At 42.9% G+C, this 13111-nt stretch carries 12 protein-coding genes and 1 riboswitch; of the genes, 9 read left to right on the forward strand and 3 right to left on the reverse strand.

The features are described 5' to 3' along the window. Positions 1–46 precede the first annotated feature (46 nt). Both JEZ96_RS02775 and narQ read right to left on the reverse strand, forming a co-directional pair. The gene (locus tag JEZ96_RS02775) at positions 47–676 is read right to left on the reverse strand and encodes a response regulator (RefSeq protein ID WP_011790737.1); all 630 of its coding nucleotides are present in this window, start codon (positions 674–676) and stop codon (positions 47–49) included. After that, positions 669–2468, reverse strand: coding sequence for a nitrate/nitrite two-component system sensor histidine kinase NarQ (gene narQ / locus JEZ96_RS02780; RefSeq protein WP_011790736.1), 1800 nt, complete (start codon positions 2466–2468; stop codon positions 669–671). Before narQ ends, JEZ96_RS02775 begins: the two co-directional genes overlap by 8 nt. Before the next feature lie 241 nt (positions 2469–2709). On the opposite strand from narQ, the gene nrfA reads away from it, so the two are divergent. The 5 genes from nrfA to JEZ96_RS02805 all read left to right on the forward strand — a co-directional run bounded on the left by nrfA (position 2710) and on the right by JEZ96_RS02805 (position 7673). Beyond that, positions 2710–4113, forward strand: a complete 1404-nt coding sequence (nrfA, locus tag JEZ96_RS02785) for an ammonia-forming nitrite reductase cytochrome c552 subunit (RefSeq protein ID WP_011790735.1) — start codon at positions 2710–2712, stop codon at positions 4111–4113. Positions 4114–4298: 185 nt separating this feature from the next. Further along, positions 4299–5777 carry an ATP-binding cassette domain-containing protein gene (locus JEZ96_RS02790; RefSeq protein ID WP_128090181.1) on the forward strand — a complete coding sequence of 493 codons (1479 nt, stop codon included), beginning with the start codon at positions 4299–4301 and terminating at the stop codon, positions 5775–5777. A 180-nt stretch (positions 5778–5957) separates the two neighbouring features. After that, positions 5958–6040: riboswitch (cyclic di-GMP riboswitch) on the forward strand. Between the two features lie 83 nt (positions 6041–6123). Further along, positions 6124–6624 (forward strand): hypothetical protein, encoded by a 501-nt coding sequence (locus JEZ96_RS02795; protein ID WP_014609837.1) that lies wholly within the window; start codon positions 6124–6126, stop codon positions 6622–6624. 243 nt (positions 6625–6867) lie between these two features. Next, positions 6868–7164 carry a DUF134 domain-containing protein gene (locus tag JEZ96_RS02800; protein WP_011918664.1) on the forward strand — a complete coding sequence of 99 codons (297 nt, stop codon included), beginning with the start codon at positions 6868–6870 and terminating at the stop codon, positions 7162–7164. Then, positions 7161–7673, forward strand: coding sequence for a NifB/NifX family molybdenum-iron cluster-binding protein (locus tag JEZ96_RS02805; RefSeq protein ID WP_011918665.1), 513 nt, complete (start codon positions 7161–7163; stop codon positions 7671–7673). Before JEZ96_RS02800 ends, JEZ96_RS02805 begins: the two co-directional genes overlap by 4 nt. 18 nt (positions 7674–7691) lie before the next feature. Here JEZ96_RS02805 and JEZ96_RS02810 read toward each other — a convergent pair whose 3' ends face one another. Next, positions 7692–8057: a thioredoxin family protein gene (locus JEZ96_RS02810; protein WP_061783044.1), complete on the reverse strand. Its 366-nt coding sequence runs from the start codon at positions 8055–8057 to the stop codon at positions 7692–7694. 352 nt (positions 8058–8409) lie between these two features. Between JEZ96_RS02810 and JEZ96_RS02815 the strand changes: the two genes are divergently transcribed. From JEZ96_RS02815 to JEZ96_RS02830, 4 genes are all read left to right on the forward strand, one after another. Beyond that, positions 8410–8808, forward strand: coding sequence for a PadR family transcriptional regulator (locus JEZ96_RS02815; RefSeq protein WP_014609839.1), 399 nt, complete (start codon positions 8410–8412; stop codon positions 8806–8808). Position 8809: 1 nt separating this feature from the next. Further along, complete coding sequence (locus JEZ96_RS02820) at positions 8810–9748, forward strand: HAAS signaling domain-containing protein (protein ID WP_011790728.1); 939 nt, start codon at positions 8810–8812, stop codon at positions 9746–9748. A 223-nt stretch (positions 9749–9971) separates the two neighbouring features. Then, the gene (locus tag JEZ96_RS02825) at positions 9972–12008 is read left to right on the forward strand and encodes a TonB-dependent receptor (RefSeq protein ID WP_025008354.1); all 2037 of its coding nucleotides are present in this window, start codon (positions 9972–9974) and stop codon (positions 12006–12008) included. Positions 12009–12179: 171 nt separating this feature from the next. Beyond that, the gene (locus JEZ96_RS02830; RefSeq protein WP_011790726.1) at positions 12180–13010 is read left to right on the forward strand and encodes an AraC family transcriptional regulator; all 831 of its coding nucleotides are present in this window, start codon (positions 12180–12182) and stop codon (positions 13008–13010) included. The last annotated feature ends 101 nt before the right edge of the window (positions 13011–13111 follow it).

Raw genomic sequence — 13111 nt, forward strand, 5'->3', positions numbered from 1 at the left:
TAATAAAGGCAATCTGTTGATTGCCTTTATTATTTACTCTGCTGTTTTAGTTATTTAAATACCTTACTGCCATTTCGGTTCGTGATTTGGCATTCGCTTTACGCAGTAAATTTTTAACGTGAACTTTTACTGTGCCTTCACTGATATGTAAATGTTCTGAAATCATACGATTGCTTAAGCCTTCCGCCAATTGTTGCAGGATTTGTAACTCCCTTGGTGTAAGACTTGAGATCCATTCTTGCTCATCGGCAACATTTTTAAGCTCATAGAGATATTCTTCAATTTCCTCACTGATCACCCTATGTCCTAGCATGGCATTTTTGAGTTTTTCGAGCAGTAAATCCGGTTCGGTATCCTTGAGTAAATAGCCGTCCGCACCTGCGCGAAGTAATCTAATCACATCTTGTTTTGCGTCGGAAACAGTGAGAATAACGATGCGTGAAGTAACACCTTCCTGGCGCATGGCGTTGAGTGTATCGAGTCCTGTCATGCCTTTCATATTCAAATCAAGGAGTATGATATCTGGCTCATCCGTCGCGACTGCACTTAACGCATCTAATCCGCCACCAGCTTCGCCAAAAAGACTGAAATCAGGATCTGAAGTGATCAATTGGCAGATACCTTTACGTAAAAGCGGATGGTCATCAACGACCAAGATAGAATAGGGTTTACCCATGTGTAGGCTCCAGTTGAGAAGGAAAAATAAGAGTGACTTTCGTTCCTTGGGGAATACCGAGTTCACCATCGGTCACAGTAGTAAGTGTGCCATTTTGTATTTGATTTTCGGTTGGTTCAATATGATTAGGGACAATGAGTTTATCATTGCTGCTAAACACCACCATACCCGCGAGTTTACTCGCTCGCTCGTGCATAATCCCTATACCAAAATGTTGATCTCGCTCTTTTAAATGCTCAATACCCACGCCATTATCGCAGACACTGATATTGACCATAGCGTTATCATCCTTATAGCAACGTATATGTATCAGGGTTGCCTTTGAATGTTTTATGGCATTAAGCGTTGCTTCTCGGGTGATTTGTAATATATGGATATGCTGTTTTGCCTCAAGCCATTGGGGGGAGAGTTTGTAATCTAAACTGATTTTTATATCGGTTTTAGCTCTAAGCTGATCCAGCATGGCTTCCATTGCACTTTTCAAATTAGGTTCTTTAATGGTAAGCCTGAAGGTTGATAACAATTCTCGAAGCTGCACGTAAGCCGTACTCACACCTTCGTTAATCTCGTTTAGCTGATTTTCTACCGCTGGACTACGGCAACTATAGGCAAGATTTTTACGCAACAAGCTGATTTGTATCTTCAAAAAAGATAACACTTGACCAAGGGAGTCATGTAATTCGCGCGCGATCACCCCGCGTTCTTCCATTAACGCTAACTGTTGTCTTTGCTCTGTGGCATTGTGAATCACAATTGAGCGAGTCAACATAATGGCAAAGTTGTTAAACAATGCAATATTAGGTGTTTGTGCGGAAATCAGTTCTAAATAACCTAAATCAACTTGCTCAAACTGCATCGGAAAACGAGTGCTTTCCTTTGGTTCTGTCGGCCAGCCCCCATTTGCCTCAACGATTTCCACCTCTTGATCTGGGTATTGAATTATCAGTCGTAGATAATCAAGGGATTCATAACCTTTAAGCTGATTTAGTGCTTCTCTAAGGGCTTTATAATCGAGTTTATTGGCATTTAGGGTGAGTAAATTATCATATAAAAAGGCCAGCTCATTATTTGCCCTCGTCAATGCTAAGGTTTTTTCTGCAACCTGTGACTCTAAGTTTCCATATAACGTAGCTAATTCCTTTGCTGTTTTTTGTAGCGCATTGGTCAACGCGGTGAGCTCGATATATTCGGTTTCTGGCATTTCAATTTCAAAATTACCTTTAGAAATGGTGTTGGCGGACTCCATCAATTTTTGCAATGGCACTACTACCTTACGTTTGGTGAACCGCACGGCAATAAAAGCAATAAAGAGCATCAGCCCTAGACCAAAAATTTGGCTGGCTGCCAATAACCTCAATTTAAAGGCGGCATGGTGTTCCATTTCCAGTACGAGTAAATCTATCGTATCGACAAAGTCCTTGAGTGCTGCAGCATAGTCACGGGAATTTTCCTGCTCAATGTAATATTTCATGACGAGCCACTTGTCGATCACAAGTTGGTATTGGTCTGCGATTTTTTGTGGGCTTAGCCAACCTGTCGATGGCTGTAAGGCTTCGGAATGCAAGGTATTTTCAAATTCGATAATTTTTTTCTGGGCGGCTTGGCTACCTGAATTGGCATAAAACATGAGTCGATAACTTTGCATCCGCAGGGATCCTGATGCGTTAATTGCTTTAGCATCGCCTAAACTATAGGACAGATTAATGATGGCAAAGATGGCTAAACTGCTAGAAAGCAGAATAAGGACTAACATTAATCCTAAAATCTTAGAGGTGAGACTGCCTCGTTTCATAGGTTGGCTATCCAGTTGAAGGCCACGTTTTGATGGCTCTTTAGTTGTGTTTTTACATTAGAAAATAATGTAATACCTTAACAAAAACATAAAAGTGTGAACAACAACACTATTACATTTTGATCTGGCGCAAACTTCACCGCAGATACCTCCTAAGAGGTATATTTTTAGCGGCATTAAGCTACTAACTTTGGTAACGGAGATGTCGTGATTCACAACAATAATGTAACACGGAGATGAGATGATGAAGAAGATGACAGGTAAGTCCTTTGCACTAAGTGCACTGGTTGCCGCCAGCTTCATGGCGGCGGGCGCAATGGCGAGCGATAAAACTGAACCTCGCAATGAGGTTTATAAAGATAAATTTAAAAATCAATACAATAGCTGGCATGATACCGCTAAAAGTGAAGAGTTAGTGGATGCGCTTGAACAGGATCCTAATATGGTTATCCTGTGGGCAGGTTATCCTTTTGCAAAGGATTATAAAGCTCCGCGTGGTCATATGTATGCGGTAACCGATGTACGCAATACCTTACGTACAGGTGCGCCTAAAGACGCGGAAGACGGCCCATTGCCAATGGCATGTTGGAGTTGTAAAAGTCCAGATGTGCCTCGCCTGATTGAAGAGCAAGGCGAAGACGGTTATTTCAAAGGTAAGTGGGCTAAGGGTGGCCCAGAAGTGACTAACGCAATTGGCTGCGGTGATTGCCATGATAAAGGCTCGCCAAAGTTACGTATTTCTCGCCCTTATGTTGACCGTGCATTAGATGCAATCGGTACACCTTTTAGCAAGGCTTCTAAGCAAGATAAAGAATCAATGGTGTGTGCCCAGTGCCACGTTGAATACTATTTTGAAAAAACCGAAGACAAAAAAGGTTTTGTCAAATTCCCTTGGGATATGGGTGTGACTGTTGAGAAAATGGAAGTCTATTATGACTCAATCCAATTCTCAGATTGGACCCATGCACTGTCTAAAGCACCAATGTTAAAAGCCCAACATCCAGAGTATGAAACTTGGAAAATGGGTATTCATGGTATGAATAATGTGAGCTGTGTTGACTGCCACATGCCAAAAGTCACCAGTGCTGATGGCAAGAAGTTTACCGATCATAAAGTCGGTAATCCATTCGACCGTTTTGAAGAAACCTGTGCAACTTGCCATAGCCAAACGAAAGAGTTTTTGGTTGGCGTGACGAATGAGCGTAAAGCTAAAGTCAAAGAAATGAAGTTGAAAGCAGAAGAGCAATTAGTTAAAGCACATTTTGAAGCTGAAGCTGCTTGGAAAGCTGGTGCAACTGAAGAAGAAATGAAGCCTATCCTGACTGATATCCGTCATTCACAATGGCGTTGGGATCTAGCGATTGCTTCCCATGGTGTTGCGGCTCACGCTCCTGATGAAGCCTTGCGTATCCTAGGAACATCAGTCAATAAAGCTGCTGATGCGCGTGTTAAGTTAGCGCAGTTACTGGGTAAAAAAGGTATTACTGATCCAGTGGCCGTTCCTGATATTTCAACCAAAGCGAAAGCACAAGCCGTGTTAGGCATGGATATGAAACAACTGGTTGAAGAGAAAGAAGCCTTCAAGAAAAACATCCTGCCTAAATGGGATGAAGAAGCTAAAAAGCGCGAAGCGACATATAAGTAATACTTAGCCTGATAAAGGTTAATAAAGCCAAAGCCCTCAAATTTGAGGGCTTTTTTTTATAATGGGCTTATTGAGGTCTCTTGAGGTTTAGAGATTATTTTTCCTCAGGTGGATAAAACAAAGTGATAAAACGCTTCATTAGGTGGCATAGTGAGTTTTATTACCGCATAAAAAGAGGAAGATTGATGTCTGATGTTGTGCTGAATAAAGGTATTGTGATTGAGCAATTGCGCTATGGGCACGGTAATGATGTGCTGGTAGTTGATGCATGGCAATTAGGAACGGCTGAGCATTGGGCAATTTTTGCGACCGATAGTTATTCAGGCTCCCTCCTTGGGCGGATCTTATCGGGGGATATTACACCAGATCAGGGGATTATAACTGGTCTACCACAGCGTATTGGTTGGGTTTCCCTTGGACAGCAACAGGCATTACTGGCGCGGGAATTAGCGAAAGATGAGCTTGATTATGGATCAAGTGTCGAGTTGTTAGTGCTGGAATGTTGTCAGGGTGCTCAGCAATTAGGCCCATTATTACAACAAGTAGGGCTAGAACATTTGCGCCTACGAGGTTTTCGGCAGTTATCAACCGGTGAAACTCGGCGGGTAATGTTAGCGCGTGCCCTAGCAATGCAACCGCAATTGCTGATCCTTGATGATCCCTATGCGGGTTTAGATTGTGAGCATCAGGAGAGTTTGTCACAACTGTTGGATGAAGTTGCCAAGAACTGTCAGCTACTGCTCATTACCTCTCGCCAAGAGGAGTTACCAGAATGTATCAGCCATGTGGCATTGTTTAATACTGAAATGCTTCAATCAGGACAGAACATACATAAGTTGAGTTTGCCTATGTCCATCAAGGAGTGGCATAGCCATCCCATTATGGCCCAGCTTCATGCTTTGTCGGCCCAGCGCAGCGATGAATTATTGGCATTATTGGTGCGCCAGCGCCATAAGGTTGAAGATTTTGACCCCTTGGTGGAAATTAAAAATGGCAAAGTGGAATATGTGAGTGGGCTGATTTTTTCTGGAGTTAACTGGCGTATTGAGGCTGGGCAACATTGGCAAGTGCGTGGCCCGAATGGTTGCGGTAAAAGTACTTTACTTGGGCTTATTTTAGGGGATCATCCCCAATGTTATAGCAACGATATCACGCTTTTTGGTCGTCCACGGGGAAGTGGTGAAAGTATTTGGGAAATTAAACAAAGGATTGGCATTGTTTCTTCCGCACTGCATTTGCAGTATCGAGTGAGTTGCTCCGCCCTTGATGTGCTACTTTCAGGTTTCTTTGATTCTATTGGCCTATACCATAAACCCACTAAGCTTCAACATGATCTCGCTAAAGAATGGTTAGCTATTCTACATATGAGTGAATTGGCACACATCAGTTTTAAGCAACTAGAATATGGGCAGCAGCGATTATTACTGATTGGGCGGGCGTTAATTAAAAAGCCCTTATTGTTGATTCTTGATGAGCCGTACCAAGGGCTCGATTTTATCAATCGAACCTTAGTGATGCGTACGCTAGAGATGATTGCCCATCATCATCTGAGTCAGCTTTTATATGTGTCCCATCATAGGGAGGATGCCCTACCATCCATCAAACACTTTATTGATTTCGTTAGACAAGGTGATGGATATTCTGTGCAAGTGAGCCATCTCTAAGCTAGTTAACTCATTAAAATTAATATGAAAAATACTAACTATTTTAGTGATAGCGAATTTTTATTGTAAATTTGGCGTTGTTTAATGTTGTTGCAATTGTTATTTTTTTGTTCATACTTGCGACTGATATAGGAGTTTTACGGGGAAGCTAAGTGCTTTCTTGACTTCTTATTTAGTCAACTGACGAACAGGTACACCCGTTGTGAGACGGGGTCGCAAAGCTTCGGGTCTTGATTTTTTATTAAGATAGCCGGGTTGCCGAATCAGGTGAAAAATCGTTCGTATACGCTCAAATCATTAGCGTTTACAGAATGTTTAACAATATTTTTTACCTGTCGGAGAATATATGAAATATAAAGTACTCGCTTTAGTCTCTTTGTTTGCAGCTATGTCGGCAAATGCTTCCGTAATCTATGATGAAAATGGTGTAGGTTTTGTTGGTAAAGGGGATATCCAATCACTATTTGATTGGAATAATAGCCAATTACAAGAAAATGCATCTTTACTTGAATTTCGCTTTATTACCGCAGGAAGTGTAACGTGGCAATGTGAGTGGTTTACTGGTCCAACTCAGAAACGCCATGTTAACTCCGTTAGCACGCATGCGGTTGACACGAGTGCAGCTATTGATCCAAGAAAAAATAGCAAAGGTATGATCACTGGATTCAACTTAAGCGGTACTGTTGATGGTGGCGAAGAAGCCTATGGCATCGGTGACTGCAATGGACTTGGTGCAGATAAAACCTTGGTTGAGGGCTCCATCGTTTACGAAGGTGATGAAAATCCGCTACTGCAAGTGAGATATACCTCAACAGGTGATTGGTTCGACTTACCTATTAGTCAGTAATATCCAAGTATCAACTGATTTTTTAATACCACGGCTATATTTTTAGGCGTGGTATTTTTTTGCTGATTTCCGTATTCCTCCAAAATATTGCTATGTATGTTAAGTGTTGTGAGCAATCCCTCGGTTTGAAATCCCAATATTCCAAATAATTGTTTCTGGCCTACGCCATAAACAATTGGTGTTTCTCAAAAGATCATCAATATAAATTTATCTATTAACGCTGTTTGTCAGGTGATTTTCGTTATGGCAAGACCCAAAAAATGCCGTCAGCTCTCGAGTTGTGTGCCCTGTAGCTTATTTAAGCCCAATGGCATTCCATCCGTAGAGCTAACCCATATCCAGTTAGCAGCCGATGAATTTGAAGCATTGGAACTCGGAGATGTACAAAGATTAAGCCAGCTCGATGCTGCAGCTTTGATGGGGATTTCTCGGCAAACCTTTGGGTATTTACTTGCAAGTGCCCGTAAAAAAGTAGCAACTGCGATTACGCAAGGCCAAGTGTTGAGATTGCCAAGCAAAACAGACAAGGATTTATCATGATTATTGCTATGCCTATGAGCCGTGAGCGACTCGCGGCCCATTTTACTAAAGCTCAACAGATAGGTTTTTTTGATGAGCATCATCAACTGATTTCCTTAGTGGATAATCCCGCACTTGATGGCGACTGCAGTGCTAAAAAAGCACTACTTAATCTTATTGTCCAACAAAAAACCAATATCGTTATTGTGCAGCATATTGGTGAGCGTATGTTGGGAAAATTATTAGATTCTGGGATCAGTGTGAGTAAAGGTGACGCGAGCCAAGCAGTCGCAACTTTATTAGCAAAAAGTACCGATCTTAATCTAAGGCTGACGGATGCATCCCAAGGGCGAGCATCGCTCAAGCATGCCGCTAAGGGCGGATGTTGTCATTCTAAAGACGGCTGTGGTTGCGGTGGTAAAGCGCATGCCCTAACTCATTCATCACGCCTTATTGGAGCGCCAACAGCAGAGGCGAAATCTGATAAGTCAGTGCATTACGCAGGTTTTAGGCCGTTAGGAAATAAATGATCACCGTTTTTATGTAGATTATTCTGTGGCGATTAACGTATAGGGGCGAGCCAGCGCCCCTCTTATATCGGCTAGCGAAAACACCTTGGCAAACCGCCCAAAGGTTTTACCATAAAACACACACTCTACTACAGGTAGGCAAAATACATTGTGGCTCGCCGCTATCTCTGCTTGAGCCTCGCAATCGATATAGGCCATTTGGATGAGTGGAAATTCCTGCGATAACATTTCAGCAATTCTTGGTTTGAGCGTTTGGCATACTCCGCAGTTTGGCGCACCAAATAACAGCAATACCGCTGCTTTCCTCACTAAAAGTCGTTCTAGCATTTCAGTTGAATCAATTTGTTGAATTAGGTCAGAGGCATTCATAGTCTTCATTATCATTTAATTATCGAGAGTCTGCTCACTCGTTCATTGGCATGATGAAAGCCATCCCATTATAACTGCGCTATTTCCCATTAATTTACCAAGATTGAAGCAAGTGCTCGTAGGGATCGATATGATGGCTATGATTAACCCTATCAGTTGTATAGCCGTTAGGTGAGTGTTTTGATTTCAATATGTTATATAAAATTTACTTATCTGGCACCACATCATCTTAAAGTGTTTCTACCTGTTTACTTTTTTTATTTACAAAAAAACAACATTAAATCTTGCATTATTACTGTGTGATGCATAGTATTTGCTGTGTAGCACACAGTGTGTGTGACACAGTGTTAAGGATAGGAATTCGACCATGACAAGTTCACAGCTAGTCAAAATGCGACTCGAGTTGCGCCGTGGGGTATTAGTGTTGGCGGTACTGGGATTATTAAAACAAGCCCACTACGGTTATTCGCTCCGCAAACAGTTGCAGGAAGGCGGTATCGATATTGACGAAGGGACTCTGTATCCCTTAGTGCGCCGCCTAGCCGATCAAGGATTGTTGGAGAGTGAGTGGCGTCAAGCCGAAGGGCGTGAGCGTCGTTATTACCAATTGTCATCATTGGGCGCTGAGTTGCTCAGTCAACTGACCGATGAATGGCAGCAACTTAATGGTGCTTTGGCTTTTTTACTGGAGCAAAGCGCTGACACTAATGGTACTGATACCACAAGTTCTGATAAGAACTCAGATACGAGTCAAAAGGAGATTTGATATGGAATTAGTCGATCGCTATATCGCCGCAGTGCAACGAGAATTGCCCGAGAACAAACGTCAGGAAATTGGTCGTGAGTTGAAAGCTAATATTTATGATCAATTGGACGCACTGTCTGAACAGGGCCAATTGACCGAAGTTCAGGTGACTGAAGTGCTAAAGACGATGGGCCACCCACGTAAGGTTGCTCAGCAGTTTTCTCCCTCTACACCTATTGTTGCCATTGAGGATATTCCACTGTTAAAGCATACGCTTATTATGGTACTAGGCGTGTTATTTGTACTGCAAGTTGTTGGTGGAACTATGCAGTGGTTGGGGACGTCAGGGGCTAGTCTTGTCGGTTTTTTACACTATATTGCAGCGGGATTTATCGAAGATGCTTGTTTTGCTTTTACGGCTATCGTGCTGTCTTTTTGGTTAGTTTCGACACAAGAGAAGACTGTGACGGGGCGCCATTGCCAAACATGGGAACCCCAAAATTTACCTAAGGTTGGCCCTGGTTGGGAGCATATCAGTTTAAGTGATGTATTCACTGATCTTGCAACTTATATATTCTTGCTATTAGTGATTTGGCCTTCGGTATGGATGAGTCCTGAACAATTGAGCACTTTGACAGTGATATTCAGTGCCAATGCCCAGCAATTACTCCAGTGGTTTAGTCCAATTATTGTGCTTTCAGTCGTTAATAGCTTATGGCAATTACGTCGTCGCGTATGGGCTGTTGAGTTATTAGTGGCAAATATAGGCATTAATGTTGCTTATGCGCTGTTCTTATTAATACTTGCTTTTAGCGGTCCAATATTACAAAGCACCAATGAGGCGTGGCTGAGCATAGCCACATTAGCCATGCTAAATAAAGGGCTGAGTTATTGCTTGATTATTGCGGCACTGTTTCCTTGCTATGAAAGTGTGCGCGATATTTTGCGATGCAGAAAATGATAGACACGCAATCTTAATCACTATTTAAAGCCCCATAAAATAGGATTATCTGTGGACAAATTGTCTATGCCATAAGAAATAATGTGCGACATAGCACATAAAAATGGCAAAAATACGTCACCATCTCGTTGTTGAAGTGTGAAACTTTGATTTGGCTCAGTGTTTGGTTTGTAAGTGAAGCGTTAAATCGGCGCCAACTATCATCAACATTGGGATATGACAGATGAAATTAGCTGTATGTTTTTTACCGCTTTTGGGGTTGTCGTACACGGTTATCGCCGAAGATTTGGCCGATAATATTGAACGACTTGAAATTCGTGGTAGGCAAATTAATACCTTAGGACATAGCACTTCTGCTTCGGAGGGGATTGTCGGTGCGGCGGAGATAGCGAGTCGACCTCTGCTACGAACGGGAGAGATTTTAGAATTTGTCCCTGGGATGATAGTTACCCAACACAGTGGTTCAGGCAAAGCAAATCAGTATTTTTTGCGCGGGTTTAACTTAGACCATGGGACTGATTTTAATACTCGTGTCGAAGGTATGCCTGTCAATATGCGCACCCATGGACATGGTCAAGGCTATACGGATCTTAACTTTTTAATTCCCGAGCTTTTAGGGGAGATCCGTTATGTAAAAGGGGCGTATTATCCAGAGGTTGCCGACTTTTCTGGTGCCGGAGCCGCGCAGTTGATGCTTGCAGACCAACTGGCTTATAACCAAGTTGGGGTGACTTTAGGGGAGTATGGTTACCAGCGGCTGGTGGCGACTCAAGCGTTAACTACGGATGTTGGGCGTTTTATTCTTGGTGTAGAGTTACAAGCCTATGATGGCCCATGGAAGGATATTAATGAAGATGTTAGCAAGGTTAATGTCGTCGCCCGTTATTTAACGCGACTCGCTGGCGGTGATTTAAGTGTGACTATGATGGCCTATGACAATAGCTGGAATTCGGCGGATCAGATCCCCGCACGGGCTGTGGAGTCTGGACTCATCGATTTTTATGGATCCTTAGACAAGGATGTGGGTGGCGATGCCAGTCGTTACAGCGTTTCTGCCCATTACGATGCGGGGAATTGGCAGGGAAATGCGTATGCAATTCGTTCAACCATGGATTTATTCTCAAATTTTACCTATTTCCTAAATGATCCCGTCAATGGCGATGAATTTGAGCAAGTTGATGAACGCACCCTTTGGGGTGGGGATATTAAGCGTGATTGGCATACATTCTTAGGTGGAACTCAGATTAATTACAGTTTGGGTGCTGATATACGTTACGACGATATAAGTGCAGTAGGGTTATACAATACTCAGGCGCGTCAAAGGTTAAGCACGGTAAGGCTTGATGAAGTGCAGGAATTATCAGGGGGTCTATTTGGTAAGCTCGAGTGGCTACCCCTTGAGCAATGGCGTTTTAATCTAGGGCTGCGTTACGACTATTTTGATGTGCAGGTTGATAGTGACAATTCGCTCAACAGTGGTGATGCGTCCGATGGTATGCTGAGCCTCAAGGCGGGGGCTTCCTATTTATGGAGTGATAATCTTGAGCTTTATGTGAATGCAGGCCAAGGATTGCACTCAAACGATGCTCGTGGAGCAACGATCCAAGTCGATCCTGTTAGTGGAGATGAGGTTGATAAAGTCGATCTTTTAGTGCGCTCCAATGGGGGTGAGTTTGGTGTCAAATATTACGACCGCGATTTTATTAACTTTTCTGCGGCAGTTTGGTATTTGCAATTGGATTCGGAGTTAGTCTTTGTTGGCGATGCAGGTAACACAGAGCCAAGCCGTGCGTCAGAGCGTTATGGTGCTGAAATAACAGCATATTACTGGCTAAATGATGATATTAGTCTTGATATGGAGTTGGCATGGACCCATGCTCGATTTACCGAGGACGAAGCCGAAGAAGGCAAATATATCGATGGTGCTGTGCCTTTTGTTGGCAGTGCAGGGATAACCTATCGCCCCGACGGTGGCCTGTATTCCAGCATTCGCATTCGATACCTTGGTGAGCGGGTGCTTGATAATTTTAACGAGCATAAGGCCGATGATACGACCTTAGTGAATCTTGCTCTGGGTTATAAATTTGACCACTTTGACACTAAACTTGAATTGTTAAATCTGTTTGATAGTCAGGACCATGATATCGATTATTTCTATGCTTCACGCTTACCCGGTGAAGCGGCCGAAGGCATAGAAGATCAGCACTATCATCCCGTTGAACCCCGTATGATTAGGGTGAGTGTAAGCTATCACTTCTAGTGTTATGTGCTGAGTTTAACCGCCGACATGGGATTAAATTCAGCAGAATATTTGTGTTGATATCAGAAACTCAGGCTGCAATTATTTACTATTCTTTAGGTGGTAATGACGACTAGAATGCTATCTAAATGAATTTCGATTACAGGATTTTTGCGGCCAAAGCCCCCAATTATGAGTACGACAGCATCGATTGAGAACATTGACTATTGGCGACACCCAAGTCTATCTGGCATTGAATTAAGTCAGGCTGAGTTTACGCATTTTAGCTTCGATAAACATGTCCATTTGGATTATCACCTAGGCGTCGTTACTCAAGGTGCCCAACAGTTTGTGAATAAGGGCAGTTATTATCAGCTTGGTCAGCATAGTCTATCGACCCTAAATCCCGACGATACCCATGATGGACAAAGCCGTGACGCCGAAGGTTATCGGGTGAAAGTCATGTCTATCCCTGTGGAATATATGAATGAAGTTAGCCAAGAACTCGGCCTAAAGGAGCACTTTTTTAGCGCGCCTATGGTGGACGATGCGCTACTTTATCACTATTTTATCCACTTACATGAGCTTCTTATTCAAGGTCAAGTTACCGCGCTTGCGAGTGAGTCTCACCTGTTTAATTTCATTCAGCTACTCCTTAGACGCCATCCTAGCGGCATACTCAAGTGCAATTCACCGCAGGGTTTATCGACATTACAACTGGGCTTAGTTAAACAGCGAATGCATGATGAGCCTTGGCATAATACGCAGCTTGAAACCTTAGCGGGTGAAGTGAATTTGAGTAAGTTTCAATTTTTACGTCAGTTTAAACAGGCAACGGGGATGACGCCCCATGCCTATCTTAAGCGTGTGCGCTTAGAGCTAGCCAAAAAGTCATTATGTCATGGCACCTTAGTCGCTGATGTGGCGCAGCAGCTTGGATTTTTCGACCAAAGCCATTTGAATAAAGCCTTTAAACAAGCATTCCTACTCTCTCCTGTACAGTTTCAGCGGCGCATGCTTTAGTGCTTCTTGTCTTTTAAACTCCTTCTTATGGTGCAATTTATTACAATGCAGCCTTTGTCGAAGTTGTAATACTGGCCTTCATTATTTTTATTCGCGGAGTC

Source organism: Shewanella putrefaciens (assembly GCF_016406325.1).
In the GTDB taxonomy this organism is placed as follows: domain Bacteria; phylum Pseudomonadota; class Gammaproteobacteria; order Enterobacterales; family Shewanellaceae; genus Shewanella; species Shewanella putrefaciens.

Excerpts from the sequence above, each read along its gene's own strand:
- JEZ96_RS02820 (WP_011790728.1), top strand. The coding sequence starts at position 8,810 with ATGGAATTAGTCGATCGCTATATCGCCGCAGTGCAACGAGAATTGCCC.
- JEZ96_RS02815 (WP_014609839.1), top strand. The coding sequence starts at position 8,410 with ATGACAAGTTCACAGCTAGTCAAAATGCGACTCGAGTTGCGCCGTGGG.
- JEZ96_RS02805 (WP_011918665.1), top strand. The coding sequence starts at position 7,161 with ATGATTATTGCTATGCCTATGAGCCGTGAGCGACTCGCGGCCCATTTT.
- nrfA (WP_011790735.1), top strand. The coding sequence starts at position 2,710 with ATGATGAAGAAGATGACAGGTAAGTCCTTTGCACTAAGTGCACTGGTT.
- JEZ96_RS02810 (WP_061783044.1), bottom strand. The coding sequence starts at position 8,057 with ATGATAATGAAGACTATGAATGCCTCTGACCTAATTCAACAAATTGAT.
- JEZ96_RS02795 (WP_014609837.1), top strand. The coding sequence starts at position 6,124 with ATGAAATATAAAGTACTCGCTTTAGTCTCTTTGTTTGCAGCTATGTCG.
- JEZ96_RS02830 (WP_011790726.1), top strand. The coding sequence starts at position 12,180 with ATGAGTACGACAGCATCGATTGAGAACATTGACTATTGGCGACACCCA.
- JEZ96_RS02825 (WP_025008354.1), top strand. The coding sequence starts at position 9,972 with ATGAAATTAGCTGTATGTTTTTTACCGCTTTTGGGGTTGTCGTACACG.
- JEZ96_RS02800 (WP_011918664.1), top strand. The coding sequence starts at position 6,868 with ATGGCAAGACCCAAAAAATGCCGTCAGCTCTCGAGTTGTGTGCCCTGT.
- JEZ96_RS02790 (WP_128090181.1), top strand. The coding sequence starts at position 4,299 with ATGTCTGATGTTGTGCTGAATAAAGGTATTGTGATTGAGCAATTGCGC.
- JEZ96_RS02775 (WP_011790737.1), bottom strand. The coding sequence starts at position 676 with ATGGGTAAACCCTATTCTATCTTGGTCGTTGATGACCATCCGCTTTTA.
- narQ (WP_011790736.1), bottom strand. The coding sequence starts at position 2,468 with ATGAAACGAGGCAGTCTCACCTCTAAGATTTTAGGATTAATGTTAGTC.